11 protein-coding genes and 1 pseudogene are annotated in these 18,409 nt (G+C 39.1%); 4 read left to right on the top strand and 8 right to left on the bottom strand.

Going from position 1 to position 18,409, the window contains the following annotated elements:
* Positions 1 to 109: 109 nt before the first annotated feature.
* Positions 110 to 1,093 (bottom strand): aldo/keto reductase, encoded by a 984-nt coding sequence (locus tag JOD18_RS20235; protein ID WP_204670940.1) that lies wholly within the window; start codon positions 1,091 to 1,093, stop codon positions 110 to 112.
* A 379-nt stretch (positions 1,094 to 1,472) separates the two neighbouring features.
* Here JOD18_RS20235 and JOD18_RS20230 point away from each other — a divergent pair, with 379 nt between their 5' ends.
* Positions 1,473 to 2,087: a YesL family protein gene (locus JOD18_RS20230; protein WP_204670939.1), complete on the top strand. Its 615-nt coding sequence runs from the start codon at positions 1,473 to 1,475 to the stop codon at positions 2,085 to 2,087.
* 196 nt (positions 2,088 to 2,283) lie between these two features.
* Here the strand turns inward: JOD18_RS20230 and JOD18_RS20225 are convergent, their stop codons facing one another.
* The 7 genes and pseudogenes from JOD18_RS20225 to JOD18_RS20195 all read right to left on the bottom strand — a co-directional run bounded on the left by JOD18_RS20225 (position 2,284) and on the right by JOD18_RS20195 (position 13,370).
* Positions 2,284 to 4,029: a glycoside hydrolase family 35 protein gene (locus JOD18_RS20225; protein ID WP_338029583.1), complete on the bottom strand. Its 1,746-nt coding sequence runs from the start codon at positions 4,027 to 4,029 to the stop codon at positions 2,284 to 2,286.
* A 33-nt stretch (positions 4,030 to 4,062) separates the two neighbouring features.
* Positions 4,063 to 5,877 carry a glycoside hydrolase family 16 protein gene (locus JOD18_RS20220; RefSeq protein WP_204670938.1) on the bottom strand — a complete coding sequence of 605 codons (1,815 nt, stop codon included), beginning with the start codon at positions 5,875 to 5,877 and terminating at the stop codon, positions 4,063 to 4,065.
* A gap of 27 nt (positions 5,878 to 5,904) precedes the next feature.
* Positions 5,905 to 6,789, bottom strand: coding sequence for a carbohydrate ABC transporter permease (locus JOD18_RS20215; protein ID WP_204670937.1), 885 nt, complete (start codon positions 6,787 to 6,789; stop codon positions 5,905 to 5,907).
* A 156-nt stretch (positions 6,790 to 6,945) separates the two neighbouring features.
* Positions 6,946 to 7,795, bottom strand: a pseudogene (locus tag JOD18_RS20210) (ABC transporter permease).
* A gap of 387 nt (positions 7,796 to 8,182) precedes the next feature.
* The gene (locus tag JOD18_RS20205) at positions 8,183 to 9,835 is read right to left on the bottom strand and encodes an extracellular solute-binding protein (protein ID WP_204670936.1); all 1,653 of its coding nucleotides are present in this window, start codon (positions 9,833 to 9,835) and stop codon (positions 8,183 to 8,185) included.
* A gap of 95 nt (positions 9,836 to 9,930) precedes the next feature.
* Complete coding sequence (locus JOD18_RS20200; protein WP_204670935.1) at positions 9,931 to 11,598, bottom strand: response regulator transcription factor; 1,668 nt, start codon at positions 11,596 to 11,598, stop codon at positions 9,931 to 9,933.
* A 32-nt stretch (positions 11,599 to 11,630) separates the two neighbouring features.
* A complete protein-coding gene (locus JOD18_RS20195; RefSeq protein WP_204670934.1) occupies positions 11,631 to 13,370 on the bottom strand; it encodes a sensor histidine kinase in 1,740 nt (579 codons plus the stop codon).
* A gap of 234 nt (positions 13,371 to 13,604) precedes the next feature.
* Here JOD18_RS20195 and JOD18_RS20190 point away from each other — a divergent pair, with 234 nt between their 5' ends.
* The 3 genes from JOD18_RS20190 to JOD18_RS20180 all read left to right on the top strand — a co-directional run bounded on the left by JOD18_RS20190 (position 13,605) and on the right by JOD18_RS20180 (position 18,383).
* Complete coding sequence (locus JOD18_RS20190) at positions 13,605 to 15,137, top strand: response regulator transcription factor (RefSeq protein WP_204670933.1); 1,533 nt, start codon at positions 13,605 to 13,607, stop codon at positions 15,135 to 15,137.
* 10 nt (positions 15,138 to 15,147) lie between these two features.
* Entirely contained in the window at positions 15,148 to 16,902 is a 1,755-nt protein-coding gene (locus JOD18_RS20185) for a sensor histidine kinase (protein ID WP_204670932.1), read from the top strand.
* A 179-nt stretch (positions 16,903 to 17,081) separates the two neighbouring features.
* Complete coding sequence (locus JOD18_RS20180) at positions 17,082 to 18,383, top strand: ABC transporter substrate-binding protein (RefSeq protein WP_204670931.1); 1,302 nt, start codon at positions 17,082 to 17,084, stop codon at positions 18,381 to 18,383.
* Positions 18,384 to 18,409 lie beyond the last annotated feature (26 nt).

Here is an 18,409-nt window from a genome sequence, read left to right as displayed (position 1 = left end):
TTAATTAAGTATAGCACACTCAGAGAAGGTCTGTTAATCGATTCCAAATCCTTAAAAAACACACAAACATGGACAGCCAGTGTTTGTGTGTTTGCATATTTCATAAGAATTAATAAGGACCACGAATCGAATCATGCACCTCATCCTGATAAAATGTGTGCAATTGTTGCAGTTCTTCTTCTGTAAATGGAGGAACTTCCACTGCCGCTAAGTTATCCTCTACCTGTTTAACGTTTTTGAACCCGGGGATAACGGATGAGATCGCATCATAGCTTAAAATCCACTGTAAGGCCGCTCGTGTTAGATTACCTCTGTCTGCTGCAATCCAATTCAGCTTCTCACTCAGTTCTACCCCTTTGGCAAACGGCAGGCCAGCAAAGGTTTCACCAACATTAAAAGCCTCTCCATTTTGATTGAATTCGCGGTGGTCACTGCCTTCAAACTTATGATCCTTCGTAAACTTACCTGTTAACAATCCGCTTGCCAATGGAACACGTGCCAACAAGCCGACCTGCTTTTCTTTGGCAACCGGAAATAATTCTGCAATAGGTTTTTGACGAAAAATATTAAAGATAACTTGCAAAGCAGCAACATTTGGATTTTCCATCGCCAACAGCCCCTCTTCGACTGTTTCTACACTCACACCATAATGACGGATTTTTCCCTGCTCTTGCAGCTTACCTAATACCTCAAACACACTGCCGTCACGCAAAATCTCAATTGGCGGACAATGAATCTGAATCAGGTCTAACTGTTCACGCTGCAAACGACGTAAGCTGTTTTCTACATATGTTGTCACAGAAGCCTCAGAGTAGTTAGCCGGATCATGAATATCACCTGCCCGGCAGAATTTGGTCGCAATATAAATATGATCTTCTTTTCCTTTTGTTGCCTTTGCCAGTAGTTCTTCACTATGACCATCCCCATAAACATCGGCGGTATCAAAGAAGTTCACGCCTTTATCTATCGCACGTGCCAGCCCATTTAAAGCTTCCTTGTCATCTGTCTTCCCCCACGAGCCGCCAATGGCCCAAGTGCCAAAGCTCAATTCACTAATCTTCATACCTGTCTTACCAAATGAACGATACTGCATATGTGACCTCCTCTTTCCAATTTATTCCGATGTAAACGTCTGTCAGATCCTGATTTCCAGCGTTGGCAAGGTATTAACGAACGCGAACATCCCGAAACATTTTCTAGCCTAGTGGAGATAAAACACCAGCCCACTGATAAAAGGCTTCAGATATCTATCATTTCTAGTATATCTGATTGCAGCATTAGATGAAAGTATGCGGTTTCACGTGTAAACTAATTTGCACTTTCCCCTCCTTATTCCTTACTTTGATAGCGCTTTAATTCCTATTGTGAGTTATGGTAAAATAATAAAGAAGGTTTATGATTGTGCTTGTGAAGCATTTGCAGGCTGTTAGCACAATGATAACAGCTATACTATATCATTTAGGAGAGTAATTATGCGAAATTCATTTGTCGGTATAACAGAATGGATCACACGATTCGCTTATCTTAATGTATTATGGATTGCGTTTACCTTGCTGGGCGGGATTATTCTCGGCCTGTTTCCTGCTACGATTGCCATGTTTGCGATAACAAGACAATGGGTGAGAAAGGAAACAGATCAGCCAATTTTTTCGTCTTTTTGGAAGACTTATAAAAGGGAATTCTTCAGAAGTAATTTATTAGGCGTTTGTTTCTATGTGATCGGATTTATTTTTTATATTAATGTGCTGCTCTTAAGTGTGATTGACAGCGGTATATATGATTCTGTAAAAATCCCCGTCTATTTTTCGATGTGTGTGATTGGTTTAATCATGTTGTATGTGCTGCCTGTTTATGTTCATTATGATTTGCGTCTTCTAACAATTTGGAAAAATGCCTTCTTTATTATGATTAGTCATCCCTTACATAATATGATTATGGTGATTGCCTCAGCTCTTTCCATTTATTTGCTGCTGCAGCTGCCAGCGACCTTATTCTTTTTCTCCGGCAGTATGGTGACCTATATTATCATGGTTATTTCCTACCACGCGTTCACCCGAATTGCCATAAAAAAAGGGGAATTCGCATAAAGACAGCCTTCTAGCGGTAAGAATTTTGCAGTGCTGAATAACATAACTTTTCAGAAAAGCTCACACTTGCACGTCCTTTTCTGTTGATTAATGAACAGCCAATTATTAAGTGATAAACGTGGTAAAATACGGGGTTGCACTGATATTTATTCATATAAAAAACCAGCCTGGCCAGACTGGTTTTTTTATGATCGTTCTATCCTAATCTAGGGATATCGATAGATGAAACAACATCATGGTGTTGATGTAATTCAAATACAATAATCTCATTATCCCCTTCTTGTAAGAGAGGAGCAGGCAGATATAATGTGTGTTGCGGACCTATCTCCCAGTATCTGCCCAGATTATAACCATTAACAAACAGAACTCCCTTAGACCAACCGGACATATCAATAAAGGTATCTGCTCGTTCCTCTACATGCAATATACCGCGATGGAAATAAGGATGATTATTGGCAGCTGATTGATTGGTATAATGCAAGTGGCTTACTTCTGTTAGAGGCAGCGGATAGACCGTCCAATCAAATAAAAATTGATTATTTAGCCGCACACCTTCTGTAATACCTTTGTAGTCTACAAGGGCTGGTCCATAATTAACCCGTCCCATATTCTCTACAATAATGCACAGCTTTGTTTCTACTTCGGTTATATCCACCTCTAATTGTGATGTACCACTCATCCGATCTACCGTCCCTGCATATTTACCATTGAGATAAACCTGACCACGATCATGGATATCCTGTACAGTTAACACTTGCTTCCCATAGGCTCCTTTGACCTGTGTCTGATAGACAATAAAGCCGTACCCTTGCTGATAAGCTTCCATAGTTAACGGAGCTTCACTTTGCTGTGGAGCTGCTAATAAATCCAATGAATCTAATAACGCCGCTCGCTCATGAAAATGAATCTCACCATAAGATTTTTTAGCAGTTGGGGCTGGCAAGTTCAGTTCTGGAAGTTCTACATACTTCTCAAACGTCTTTCTCACCGCATAAAATTTTTCCGTCAGATCTCCTGATTCTGTTAACAATCCATCATAATCATAACTGGTAATCGTTGGCTGATAGACCTCTTCATGATGATTAGCACCATTATAAAAACCAAAATTAGTGCCGCCATGTGCCATATAGAAGTTAACAGAGCCGTTATTTTGCAAGATTTCTTCTAAAGACTCTATCACACTTGCTACAGGTCGAGTATGATGTTCTTCTCCCCAATGATCAAACCAGCCATGCCAAAATTCCATACACATCAGAGGGCCGTTCGGCTGATACGTCTTCAATTGCTGAAAAGCTTCTTCTGCCCTTGAGCCAAAGTTGACGGTCTCCAATACACCTTCAATCATACCGCCGTTTAACATCGCATGCTCTGGTCCATCTGATGTAAAAAGCAGTTCATCGCCGATCCGTCTTTGGATACTATCACGCATATATTGCAAATATCTTTGATCATTTCCAAAACTGCCATATTCGTTTTCTACTTGTATCGCTATAATTGGACCGCCATTAGAAGCTAATAAAGGCCGAAGTCTGTCAAATAGCACATCGAAATAGTTATCCACCTTTTCTAAATAGGGCTGATTGAAACAACGGAGCTTGATCTGTGGTACGGTCATTAACCAATACGGCAGTCCGCCAAATTCCCATTCTGCACATATATACGGACCTGGCCGCACAATCACATGCAGCCCTACCTTCTCTGCTGTCCGGATAAACTGTTCCACATCTGCCAGTCCCTCAAAGTGAAACTGACCTTCTTCTGGTTCATGTATATTCCAGGCAACATAGGTTTCTACGGTATTAAAACCACACTCTTTCAATTTAATCAGCCGGTCTTCCCAATATTCCGGAACCGTTCTAAAATAGTGCATGGCCGCACTTAATAATCTTATTTCCTCCCCATTCAACAAAAAGGACTGTTCATTAAAAGTCAGTTTGTTCACGGTTACATTCCCCCTCTTTCAATCTTTTTTCCATTATACAAGTTTGATTAGCTGGTGACCATATATTTCATTATCCAAGGAACAATCTCCACTGTCTTTCGCTTGGATAGTTGTTCTTGCCTGAACAACGATATATTGTCCAGCAGTTGCTGCACTAGATACTTCTAACAGACCTTGCTCACGATCGATGGTCACTCCTTCAAACTCCGCCACATCCAATAAGGCCGTTCCATCTGCTAACTGCCAAATACATGAGCCATCTGCTATTCTGCCATATTGATCGATCAGATTTGCCTGAAATGTCATTTGATAAATCGCTGTCTCTTCAGGTACCTTGATTCCGATAACCTTCTGTTTAGGTTGTATCTCCATAAAATGCGGCTTTGCTGGTTCTGTCGATACCCTTAGATGCCAAACTTTTTTCACCTGTTGATTGGCAGCTACCTTTGCCGTCACAAATAGATCCGCTATATCCGCTATATCCTTAGTCAATGTAATGTTACCTGTTTCTCTATCAATAGCAGCACCTGGAACAGGCTTTATCTCCTCACCAGAGATAGACTCAGAAAATTGCCATAACAGCGGTATATTTTCTAATGGCTGATCAAATTGATCGAATACATTTGCTGTGATAGAAAAGGTTGTATTGGTTGAAGCGGTCGGTTTCTTGACGGCATGATACTTACAGTCAAACTGGATATCATTGGGTACTGGAGGTGCATCCTTTTTATATACTCTAAAATAACCAATCACAAATTCCTTAGGAAAAATGTTATTTGCCTTCCCCATCCCGCCTTGTGCATATACACCTAAAAAAGTCATCATCCGATAATCAAAAGTACGATCTGTCTCTTGTACCAGCTTATTATCAACATAATATTTCGTCCCGTTGGCATCCCATTCAAATCCATAAATATGAAATTCATTCCCCGGATCAAATGGTAATTTTGTTTCAGGCACATGCAAATATTCTAAGGCAGTACTGCCATTCGGATGCATGACAGGCCTCCATAATGATAAATTATCCAGGCTAATCTCAATAACATCTACTTCTCCTGTTTCATTGGAAGAACGATGATCTGTAACTGTTTGGTCTTCTATAAATGGGAATATATTCTGATCATCCTGTACCCCAATCATCCACCAAGCTACATGACTGCCATCACCTGTATTTGGTAACTTAGCCCGTATTTCAAAATAACCATACTTTGTTGCCAAGCCATCAAAAGTCGGGATGATCCTGCTGAATTCATTTTTATTGGAACCAAATCTGTGCAGATAGGCTTTTTCAAAAGAAGTAATGCTGGATACCTCTGCCGAGTCATAGGGACTCCATTTATCGGAATCGCTATCTGCCTTCACGATTAGTTTATCATCCTCCAGTACATAATTTGCTTTAGAGCCGACATCATCCGACCAATTACGCAAATATTGTTCACTCCAAATCGAGCGATTCAGTGCCCCGGCATCAAATTCATCATGAGCAAATAACTCCCATCCCTCTTTCTCTATCGGGTTCGGCGGCATATCTCTCCCCTGAGCAGGGATTGTCTTGATTTTCATGATGCCATACTTGTTAGAATCTTCGGCATATTTTGCAATGATATAAAAGGTCCCTGCTTCCACTGTGGGTGTGATCGTTAAAAGCCCATCTTGATCAATCGACATTCCTTTAACTTGTGGAGATAGTGTCCAGATCACATTGGATAATAACACGGCTTCTCCATTGTTCGTTATTGCTTTCGCTCGGAATCTTCTCCTTGTGTACCCGGAGAAGGGAACTTTTAATTTCAGTGAACGAGGCATCTGCTTTTCTCTGTCCACTATCTTTATTCGCTTGATTTCCATGTGCACCTTCCTTTTTATCGCTGCTTATTACTCCTTCACGCTTCCCACTGTAATTCCTTTAATAAAATATTTTTGTAAAAATGGGTAGACCAGCAGCACTGGCAGAATCCCCATAAAAATCTGTGCTGTTCTTAATGTTTTCTCCCCCATTTGTTGTAGCATACTTAATTCTTCTACCGAAATCGCCTGCACGTTTATCGACGTAACCAAGGTAGACAGATAAGACTGTAAAGGGTAATTCGCTGGTGAATTCATATATAAAATACCATCAAACCAAGAATTCCAATGATTCACAATCGTAAATAATAAGATAGTGGCGATAGAAGGCAAAGAAATAGGCAAAAAGATTCTGAATAACATCGTCCAATGACCTGCTCCATCCACAATTGCCGCTTCCTCCAATTCCTTCGGTATATTGCGAAAGAAGTTTAATAACATAACCATAAAGAACACATTCAGTGCGCCTGGTAAGATCAATGCCCACAGTGTATCAAGAATTCCAGTAGCTCTAACCACCATATAGGTAGGGATCAAGCCACCACCAAAGAACATAGTCACGACAAAAAACCATACATAAATTGTCCGAAAACGAAACTGTTTGTTGCTTCTGGATAAGGGGTAAGCCGTAAAAATAATCAAGAGCATATTTAGTAAAGTCCCTAAGAACACTCTCTGAATGGTTACCCATAATGAAGCAAAGAACTCGGCATTCTCTGCTAAGTATTGATAAGAAACAGTAGTAAAATTAACCGGCCATAAATAGACTTCTCCTGCCATCGCTGCACTATTGGAACTTAATGAAATCGCCAACAAATGCAGGAAAGGCAAGATCCCCATTAACGTCACTGCTGTCAAAAAAATGATATTGGCAACATTGAACACCTTTTCTCCCAGCGATTCTTTATAAAACATGCGATCACTCCATTTCTGTTTAGAAAAAACCCATTACTGTTGAATTTTCAGTGAGATGTCAGCTCAGAAAGTCACGTTCCACTGGTGAGTCAATTTTTCTTTACTAAGCAGCCTGTGGAATGCGAAATCAACTCTTACCTATATTTTGATAGTAGATTAAAAGATACGATAATCAGTAAATTTATATGCCAAGTAGTAAGAAAGCCCAACTAACCCTAAAGATATAACGGATTTAAAGAGCCCGACTGCTGCTGCAGGTGCATATTGCTGTTCAAATAAACCAAGCCGATACACGAACGTATCAATAATGTCGGCACCTTCATACACCGTTGGATTATACAAGATTAAAATTTGTTCAAAACCGGCATTAAGAACTCCACCGATACTAAGTGTAGAAAATAACAATTGGTAATATACCGGGAAGCGTCACATGCCATACTTGCTTCCACCTTGTCGCTCCATCTACTTTGGCAGCCTCGTACAGACTGGGATTCACACCAACAATTGCCGCCAAGAAAATAATCATATTATAGCCCATTCCTTGCCATACATCGGTACCAATAATAATGGTTCGGAACCAGTTATTACTTCCCAGGAACATAATCGGTTCGATATGAAAAAAAGTCAATATGGCATTGATTGGGCCATTTAAGGAAAATAATTCAAAAACCACAGCACCTAGTACCGCCCATGATAGAAAGTAAGGCAGAAATATACTCGTTTGAATGAGGCGGGAAAACCAAATTTTCCTCACTTCATTTAGCAATAAGGCAATAATAAGCGGAACTAACAAGCCTAAGATCACTTTGGATACAGCAATAAGCAATGTATTATAGATTACTTGACCAAAACCTGGTAAATTGAAGATATATTCAAAATTGTCCATCCCTACCCATTCTGATTGAAAAAAACCTAAATATGGTTGAAAATCTTGAAAGGCCATCACAATTCCGAACATTGGCCCATAGGCATAAATCAGGGTGACGATAAGTGCTGGCAGCAACATAATATGTAATGGTAATTCTTTTTTAAAAGGATTTCTTTTCACATTTATAACCACCTTTCATGACTAAGATCTTGCAAACATTAGCTTCTTCCCGGTGGGAGGGCAGACATTTCAAGCTGTCTTCTCGATATTTTATTCATCACGACTAGGATGACAGACAGGTTTATTCCTTCCACTTGTGTTATGTCCGTCATTCTCGTTATGACGGACATTTCTTCAACATTTGCTCTTCTTTTGTCCGTCATTCTTATGGACTCTAGATTACTTTTTCTTCCGATTGTATCCATGAGGTCACACAACAGATTACTGCTTTTCTAGTGAAACGAAAGAGGGAGTCACCGCCCCCTCCTTCATTTCTATCAACACTTAAAAAGATTTCTTTGGTAACTATTGATTCTCTTGATACCATTCATTAACTTCGGCTGTAATGTCCTCACCACCGAGGCTGTTCCAACTTTTCACATAATCATCAAATGCATCGATCGATTCTGTTCCCATAATGATTTTGACAAATGTTTCGTCCGTCAATTTATCTAGTGAACTGCCTTTAGATACCATCGTTGGTGTGGTACCGCCTGCAAATTCATCGTAAATAACATTGCCGCTTTCTCGAATGCGTTCCACTACGCCCCAACCGCCATCTGGAGCAACACGGCTGTAATACATTCCCCAAGCTGACTCATCCCCGTCTAGATATTTTTGAGCTTCGTTAAATAAATCGATAGATGTGGAATGAGTTGAATCAATTTCTTCAACACCTTCTTCGATTGCTTGGTTTACTTCTTCATAGGCTTGCATAAAGTCATCCGGCTGGTATACTTTTGGCTGATACCAGTTATAGACATAACCATTCTCTGCACTCACTTCATCAGCATAATCTGGTTTACTCATTTCTGGATAGAAATTGATGGCTTTGATAGCCGCTTCTGGATGTTCAAATTCCTTATTCACCACCACCACATGCCCCAGCCTTAAGGATGGTATCAATGTCTTAGACTCTTCTCCTTGATAAGTCGGTAATTCTAGTGGAATCCAATCTGCCTCAGGGTTTTGATCTTTAGACGTATTCAACGGATGATTAGGGTACCACCATTCTCCAAAAGTAATGCCAACCTTGCCAGACACAATATCCTCGATTGCCTGTTCAATGTCTTTTAAACCAAATTCCTTATCTATAATCCCTGTCTGGTACCAATTACTCATTAATTCCAAAGCTTCTTTTGTTTCTGGCAATGTTTCTCCCGGCACTAACTGACCACTGCCGTCATTGATCCACGCCTTTGGATAGGCTCCCATTGTGTAGAACAATCCTCTGGCATCGAATCCCCAAGAAATAAGTTCTTGATTTAAAGCAATACCATAGGTATCATTTTGGCCATTACCATCAGGGTCTTCATCCACAAAGGCTTGGGCTACCTCTTCTAATTCCTCCAAACTTGTTGGTTCATCAAGCCCTAAATGATCGAGCCAATCCTTACGTATCCATAGAAATTGGGCAGACATGTAAGGGTCTTCAAAACTTGGAATACCTAATAGCTGTCCGTCTTGTTTAAATAATTCTAATGTTTTGCCATCATCAAATTCGTTATAGCTTTTAATTTCATCAGAGGCATAATCATTGTAAACATCCGTTAAATCGGCAAGAATGCCCTGGTTCTTAAATCGTTCAAACTGTTGCATATCAACTGTCATTACATCCGGCAAATCACCTGAAGCAATTGATAACGAGAATTTCTGTTCAAATTGTTCGGTAGGTACTGTCCAATCATACTGAATATCAATATTAAGCATGTCTTTTAGTTTTGTCACATAGCCATTCGTTTGTGGTGTAACCCCTTGTTTGGTGTTTGGATCTTCCGGCTGGCCATGCCCCAATACTTGGGTAAATGTCACTGTCTCCTCATATTTCCCCAAAGGATCCTTATCACCGCTGTCCGTGTTCTGTTCAGAACCCCCGCTACTCTCCTCCTGATTACAGGCAGCTAATATAAGACCAATTACCATCAAGAAAAGAAATAATAGACTTTGTTTCTTTTTCATCTTTACACCAACTTTCCAAAATTTATTTATCTATGTGCTTATGTTACATTTGTATGGAAACGCTTTCAATAAGAATATCTTTACATCCTTATACTCTATTTACTCCTTAAATACTGCTCCCGATAATCTTGTGGCGATTGGTTCTTATATTTTCTAAAAAACATCGTAAAATAAGATGGCGAACTAAACCCAAGTTTACAAGCAATATCTTGAATAAACAGATCCGTTTCACTCAAATAATATTCTGCCTTGTGAAGTTTTAATTGATTAATATAATCAGAGATATTGGTCCCTGACTGCTCCTTATAAAAGCGCGACAGATAAGAAGGATTAAAATGGACCGCCTTTGCGATAGCTACCAGTGACAGATCACCGGCAATATGCTCCTTGATATACTTATTTACAAAGGTAATGATGTTATTTTTCCCTTCCTTCTTGTTCATTAATTGATAGGCGCAAATCTTTTCTGTCAAATAAGCAATCTTCTCTTTTGAGTCTAGTATAATCGGGATTTTCCCCATCACTTCCTGCATAAAGGCGTCATTATCCTTACCTACAAAATGGTACAAATCTTTATGATGCAAAAAGCCCAGCAGCAAATGGGAGATGGCATACAAAAATTCCGTCACTTCTATTTTAGAATATTCTGGTACATGAAATAATCCCTCGAATAAACGATCAATAATATCCATTGCCTGGCGGTAATCCCCTTCTATAATCATGCTTTCCAGTATATGTAAGTCATTTTTCCAAGTAGGAGTTTTAGAGGAAGCTAGTTTCCCTTTCAGAAAAGGATTCTCCTCGCTGAGGTCAACGATCATCATTTCACCGCTGAAATAAGACATCATTTTGATGGTTTCATCAACTTGGGCAAAATCCTCACTCACATCATCAAGATTTGACGGGTGTTCACTAAGAACAAAGGAGATCGTCATTTGTGTAAGCCGATAGCAATTTTCCTGTCCATTCTCTAAAAAACCTTTCAGATATTCTTTAATAACTAACCATTGAGGCTGTTCCTGCTCATAAAACACACCTTGCAGCTGTTTAGGCTGGACAAACCAAACAGCAAGCTGATCTACCGTGACATATTCTACCGCTAATTGCTCATGTAATTCATGCTGAAATAAATGCTGCAAATAATACAAGCATTGCTGTCTGCTACGATTAGCTTTAGTTAATCCTTGCTCCTCTATTTTGGCGGCAATCGTCAGCCAGGGCTCATTTAGATGAATAGTAAAGATGGATTTATCAATCATCGAGTGATTCCAATGGTCTAATGAATACTCCCCTTTCACCGCCATCTCTAATAGATCCCTTTTGGCATAAGGGATCATCAAGTCATACTGACGCTTGCTTGATTCGATTAAATGGTGCAGTGATCTCTCTTCCTCTATCTTGGTAATCGATTTTTGTACGGCTTGCAGCAACACATCATCGCTCTCTGTCTTTAAAATATAACTATCAATATTTCGTTTGACGGCATCATACACATAGTCAAAGGTATCATATCCCGATAAAAAAATAATGCGGCATTGCGGCCAAAGAGCTTGCAATTCATCGACAAGTCTTAGACCGTTCTTTTCTGGCATTCTCATATCGGTAATCAGTATATCTATCTTCACCTTGACAGCTTGTGCCATCGCCGCTTTCACTGAATATGCTGAATAAAGATCAACATGCAGTTCCTCTTGCTCCACAAAAAGTTGGATTAATCCATCCACAATAATGGGTTCATCATCTACAATTAACAATCGATACATGTGTCTTTTCCTCCTTTTTCTTTCTCTCGGGGTTAACCGTTCCCATGAATTTTCATGACTATTTTTAAGCCGCCCATATGGCTTCGGCTTGCAAACACTCCATTGGCTGCATTTTTCAATTTCAAGCGAGAACAGACATTAAATATACCTGTCTTTTCTAACTCCTGCTCTGGGGCTAGCAATCTCTGCTGCATGTCCTCTAACCTCTCATCTGTAAGCTGATCACCGTTATCCTCAATCGTAATCGTCAATTCTTTCCGATCGTATTGTACTCGGATATTAATAATTCCTAGCTCCGCATGTTCAAATGCATGTTCAAACGCGTTCTCGATAATCGGCTGGATAAGCAGGCGTGGTACTGCAATGTCTTGCATCTGCTCCGTTAACTCTGGGGCGTAAAAGTGAATCCGATTGGAAAACCTAATCTTTTGAATCGTACAATAATCTAATGCATGCCTGTATTCCTGTTCAAATGGCACGTCATCCTTTCCGCTCTTCGTAATAAATTGATAATAACTCGCTAATTTTTGCGACAAGGTGGCCACTTGCTCCAGATTGTTCATCTTACTCAAACGATAAATATTATAAAAGCTGTTATATAAAAAATGGGGATTAATCTGAGACTGCAGCTGCTTTAATTCTGAGTTCTGCAGCTCCAATTTTTGCTGGTAATTTTCCTTAATCGATTGATTGAGCCGGTCGGTCATTTCATTAAATTTGTAGTATAAATAAGCGAATTCCCCATCAATTCGCGCAGGATTAATTTGTTCTCGGATATTTTCTTGATGATATTGAAATAACTCCACCAGCTTATTTAAAGGCTTATGGATCATCTGGTTTACCAGCCAGGCAAACAAAATAAACAAGAGGAAGGAGACAATTGTCAAGATCAAAAAACCACTCTCTAATGCTGACAGCTGCTCTGTCATTTCATTACTGTTCACATAGGTGTATAACGTCATATTCAAGAATGGCAGATCGCTAGTCGTAATTTCATATGGATTGTCTCGGATATTTTTTGTCTTGACCTCATGCTCAGCAGATTCATTCGTGGATTGATCTGTATTCCCTGGGCTTTCCATGATTTCATCAATCAAAGCTTGATTTGCATTTGGGCTGGTAATTATTTTACCGGTAACATGGTCAACGAGAAATACACCGGCATCTTGCTTTCCTTCAATAATAGCCGCTAATTTATGAATTAACTGTTCCTCGGATAATTGAATATACGAAATGATCTCTTTACTCATATCAGAAGCAATGATATAGAGCTGATCATCTATAAATTGCAAAGCCGTATCGTTGTTATCATGCACTTCCATAATGACATTATCCCATTCTATCCGCTGATATTGGGAGGAAACATTATTAATTGGCACTACTTCCCCATACGATTTCAAATAGATGCCGTTATTGGTCACCAGTTCACTAGAGTTGTTGATCATATATAATTCCTCTTTAATTCCGCGCACCAATTCCACTTCCTCATAGGTTGTTGCAAAACCGCCAAGAAAATTGAGCTTTTCCACGTCCGAATCAGCAAAAAGCTGCAACTGCCGTGTTCTAATAAAGGAAATATGTTCCCCTAATAATTCCCCATAAAAATCCACCTTGGAGATCACTGATTCATGGTATTGCTCCTCAATGCTCTGTTTCCCATAATTAGTAAACATCAGACTGACAATATAGAAAAATAACAGCAATACAGCAAAAATAACAATCATTTTTTGATAGACTAACAGCTTATTGAAAGCGGTTATTATTTTTTTCATAAAAACTCCCTTCTTCCTAGCAAGATATAGACAAGATTAGACAGCTTTCTGCTTTAGTATCGACATAAATATATCACACTCCATGTTGTAGTGGAATACAGCAATTATCATACCTCTATCTATTGATCGTACATATTTTCTTACAGCTGTTCCGTCCATTGAATAACTTTCATTCTTTCAAAGAATTCTGTTAAAGTATTAATCAAACACTATTCACAAGGAGGTTAGACATATATGAAATCATTTTACAAAGTTTTAGTTGTCGATGATGAACTGCTCATTCGTCGCGGCATTATTAATTATTTGGATTGGGAACAAGAGGGCTTTCAAATTGTCGGGGAAGCTTCTAATGGGAAAGAAGCGATTAAACTGATCACTGAACGACAGCCGCATATTGTAATTAGTGATATTGTTATGCCTGAACTAAACGGAGTGGAATTAGTAAAATATCTGAAAGAACACCATCCTCAAATAGAGATTATTGTCCTGAGCAGTTTTGAAGATTTCGAATATGTGAAACAGGCCTTCCAATATGGCGTAGCGGATTACATCCTCAAGCCAAAGCTGCAGTCAGATGATCTCTTACATACACTGCAAGGAATTACAAAAAAACTGGCCCATATAGACAACGAACAGCCAGCCGTCTCGATTCAGGAAATATTGCGTAAAATAATCGACGGTTACCAAACCATTCGTGAAATGGAAACAGTAAAAAAACATTTTTCATTTGATCACTTCGTATTAATTAAGATCTTCTGGAAAAAAGGGGTGACACACCATATCAGCTATCATCCTTTTGAACAAATCCTAACCACATCCTTTTCAGCTTGTGAAATTATCGATCTATCTAATGATCATGACCATTGTTTGGCGCTTATCAATTTCACCAAGGAACAATGGCCGGCTATGCAGCAAGCACTATTGCAAACGATAGATTATTTTGACACCAATCATAACCAGCAAAAATGGATGATCAGTACACCATTTACCAGCCTAGATCAGTTGGCAGGAATCTGCCAAGAGCAATTCGCTGAAATGGAAAAGGATCATTTTTATTTACCTGATCAGAAATGGCTCCAATATGGACAACTGCCAGCTAAAGAAGCTGTACAAGAGGATTTTGATTTAAATCATTTTATCGATCTCTTTAAACAAAAACAGTTTGAGAAGGCAATTCATTATTTACGCAAACATATCCAACTATTACAGCAACAGCGGGAAATGGAGATCTTTGCCTTTAAATCTTGGTTGGAGAATATTATTTTTAATATCGTGGTTTTACTGAGCAATATGGCGTTAACTGCTAAAGGATTTGAAGAACAAAAATATCAATACCTGACCAGAATCACAGACGCCTTTCATATTCAAGAAGTAATGGATATCTTGGAGGAGTTTATATCAGAAGTGGAACAGCAGCTGCCAGATGAGGAGGAGCATGCTGCTTCTCATTTTCAATTGATTCTGGACTATATCGAGACATACTATCATCAACGTTTGACATTACAAACATTGGCAGATCAGTTTCATTTCAATCCCTCTTACCTTTCTAGTTATTTTACTAGGCATCATCAGGAAGGTTTTAGTGAGTATTTAAACAAAGTAAGGATTAAATATGCAAAAGAAAGATTACGAACAACCAATGAATCCATCACTGCGATCAGTGAAGCGGTAGGTTTTTCTGATCCAAGCTATTTTACTAAGGTCTTTAAGAAAATGGAGCAGCAATCGCCAAGAAGCTATCGAAAGGCAATGAAACAAGCGGAATGAGGTTACCCAGTTGAAAAAAATAAAGAAGCTTATCTACCGCAATGCACTATTCTTAAAAATATTCTTGGTGATGATTCTTAGTATTGGCACGGTTGCCCTGCTCATCACCTTTAGCAATATTCGCATGTCCAGTCAATTATTTATCGATACTTTCAGCATGACGAATACCAAAAGCATTCGTCATATTTCAGCACAGCTGACCTCCTTTAGTGATTCGCTGCTTCTGGCTTCCAAAGAGGTAGAAACCAATCCTGTTATTAAACAGTATTTGCATAATAATCCCAGCTCAGCTGTGGAAAAATCGCAAGCATTTTACCATATTCAGCAAGAAATCGAACAAATTCATGCCATTTTAGAACCACGAGAAACCAACATTGTCCTGCTTGCTAACTACCTGGATACCTTCACCACCAATTATGTAAATTGGGATGTAGCGGGAGAAGAATTATTACAGCATGAACTGACCAATCGGGCACAAGCCAATAAACATGATATAACCTATCAATTTGAGTCGTCTGAGATCACTAATCATATTCCAATGTTTATTGCCTCCAAGGCCTTACGTTATCAACAAAACAACAATGTCTTCGGCTATCTGTTTCTATCAATACGCGAGAACGATTTGCGAAGCCTCTATGAAGGGTATACATCAGAAGGTAATGACATTCTATTGATGGATGCAACAGGTACTATTTTTTCCAGCAGCAAAGGAGAATTATTAGGTCAACATGCAACCAGCTTACTCCATCATGTCCAAGCTGATCAGGACGAACTAAGCGGATATTCTGATGTCAATGTCTTGGGTCAAAATTATCTCTGTTTCGCCGAATACATTCCCAGCTTAGATATCTATCTTGTTAATTTGATTGATCACGAACTGATTACCAGCAACTTAATCAACACACGGGAAATTCTGTTTATCAGTGCGACTATTACTTTAATTGCCCTGATATTCTCGTTTCTCACCTTGCGAAAAATGACGGTTTCAATTAGTAATATCGTCCATAATATCTCCGACATGGCACGTTATCAGTTCACACGGGCATTGCCGGTTAAAGGGGGCTATGAATCGAAAAAAATTGCCATTGCCTTCAATTATATGCTCAATGAGCTACAGGACTATGTCAATATCTTACTGAATACACAAGAAAAACAGCGTAAGGCCGAATTAACCGCTCTGCAGCATCAGATTAATCCACATTTTATTTATAATACACTAACGTCGATCAAGTTTATGATTAAACAAAAACAAAACGACAAAGCGCTTACGACAATGGATTCCTTTATCTCGATGTTACAGGCCTCTTTAAATACAGTCGATCAAACAACGACAGTGGCAGAGGAAGTAGAAACCTTACGCCATTATGTACAAATTAACCATGCCAGATATGGGGAACAAATCCAAGTGAACTTCTTAGTATCACCGGATTGCCTGTCTTTACAAATACCAAAGCTGATTATTCAGCCATTTATTGAGAATGCCTTCTTCCATGCCTTTGTCGATAAGAAACAAGGCTTTATCAAAATATTAATTGCTCAGAAACAAGACATGCTTGTCTGTGAAGTAATAGATAACGGAGATGGTATGGAGCAGACCAGAGATTTTGCTCATTTAAAGAACAAAAAACAATTATTCAGCGGTATCGGCATCAAAAATGTGCATGAACGAATCCAGCTATTATACGGCAATAAGTATGGTGTTACCGTAACAAGTGAGCCGCAACAAGGTACAAATGTTACGATCAAGCTGCCCATCCTTGCCTAACTAAAGAAATTACCAAACCTAAAGATTTTACCATTGTCAAAATAGACACCTAAAAATAGTCTTATTTTTTGCTAAAAATCTTCCTAGAGGTTTTTAGCTTTTCTTTGCTAAGATAGGATCAACATGGTTGAAAGCGGATTCAATTATGTTAAATACACAATTTACAGGGGGTTTCACAAATGATTAAAAATAGAAACAAATGGATCAGCACGGCATTAATCACGTGTTTTACAGTATTTATTCTGGCTGCATGTTCCAGCAATGATAATGAATCTGGCAGTGATGAAGGCGGTAGCACAAACAGTGACAGTATTGTAGTCTGGGCATGGGATCCAAACTTTAATATCGCTGCCATAAATTTAGCAGAAGAGCATTATGAGGAAGAAGGTTTCACACTAGAAATCCAAGAAAATGCACAAGATGATATCGTACAACGACTGAACACGGGGTTAAGTTCTGGAACGATGAACGGTATGCCAAATATCGTATTGATTGAAGATCAACGTGCACAAAGTTTCTTGCAATCTTATCCGGATGCCTTCTATCCTCTTGGTGATTATTTTAATACAGAAGACTTTGCCGAATACAAGATACCTCCAACTAGTTTAGATGGAGAACAATATGGACTGCCTTTTGATACAGGTGTAACAGGATTATTTTATCGAAGCGATTATTTAGAGGAAGCAGGCTACACTCATGAGGACCTTGTCGATATTACTTGGGAAAAGTATATCGATATTGCTAAAGATGTCAAAGAAGAAACAGGACACCCTATTTTCTCATTTGATCCGAGTGACTTTGGCATTATACGGATGATGATTCAATCAGCAGGTACTTGGTTTACAACCGAAGATGGAGAAATCAACTTAGAAAATAATGAAGCCTTAAAGGAAAGTTTAGAAATTTTACATCAATTAGTCGATCAAGATCTTGTAAGCTTACACAACGATTGGAGTGGCTTCTTAGCTTCCTTTAATAGCGGCGAGGCGGCTACTGTACCGACAGGTAACTGGATTGTCCCTAGTATTGAAGCAGAAGAGTCACAAGCAGGACTATGGAAAATGGCACCAATCCCTCGCTTAAGTACAGAGGGTTCTGTCAATGCAACCAATAATGGCGGCAGTTCCTTCTATGTACTGAATATCGATGGAAAAGAAGCAGCAGCTGAATTCTTGGGAGCGACATTCGGCTCTGACATTGATTTCTATAACGACTTAGTACAGGAAGTAGGAGCTTTAGGTACATTTATTCCAGCAGCAGAAAGTGAAGGCTATCAGTTTGAAAATGAATTCTTTGGCGGCCAGCAGCTTATTTCTGAACTATCAGAATGGATGGAAGACGTGCCTGCCGTTAACTATGGACTAAATACGTATGGACTCTCTGATATTTTAGTAGAACAATTTCAGCAAATGTTAAATGGGAAATCTGTCGAAGATGTGCTGTCTGATGCACAAACCCAAGCAGAAAACCAATTCAGATAAAGCTATCCCTATATTCCCATATAGAG

Origin of the sequence: Gracilibacillus alcaliphilus (assembly GCF_016909015.1) — a bacterium.
Classification (GTDB): Bacteria; Bacillota; Bacilli; order Bacillales; family Amphibacillaceae; genus Gracilibacillus; species Gracilibacillus alcaliphilus.
This window is presented reverse-complemented; position numbering and strand designations above follow the sequence as displayed.

Coding starts and splice junctions, on each gene's coding strand:
- JOD18_RS20235 (WP_204670940.1), bottom strand. CDS start 1,093: ATGCAGTATCGTTCATTTGGTAAGACAGGTATGAAGATTAGTGAATTG.
- JOD18_RS20230 (WP_204670939.1), top strand. CDS start 1,473: ATGCGAAATTCATTTGTCGGTATAACAGAATGGATCACACGATTCGCT.
- JOD18_RS20220 (WP_204670938.1), bottom strand. CDS start 5,877: ATGGAAATCAAGCGAATAAAGATAGTGGACAGAGAAAAGCAGATGCCT.
- JOD18_RS20215 (WP_204670937.1), bottom strand. CDS start 6,789: ATGTTTTATAAAGAATCGCTGGGAGAAAAGGTGTTCAATGTTGCCAAT.
- JOD18_RS20205 (WP_204670936.1), bottom strand. CDS start 9,835: ATGAAAAAGAAACAAAGTCTATTATTTCTTTTCTTGATGGTAATTGGT.
- JOD18_RS20200 (WP_204670935.1), bottom strand. CDS start 11,598: ATGTATCGATTGTTAATTGTAGATGATGAACCCATTATTGTGGATGGA.
- JOD18_RS20195 (WP_204670934.1), bottom strand. CDS start 13,370: ATGAAAAAAATAATAACCGCTTTCAATAAGCTGTTAGTCTATCAAAAA.
- JOD18_RS20190 (WP_204670933.1), top strand. CDS start 13,605: ATGAAATCATTTTACAAAGTTTTAGTTGTCGATGATGAACTGCTCATT.
- JOD18_RS20180 (WP_204670931.1), top strand. CDS start 17,082: ATGATTAAAAATAGAAACAAATGGATCAGCACGGCATTAATCACGTGT.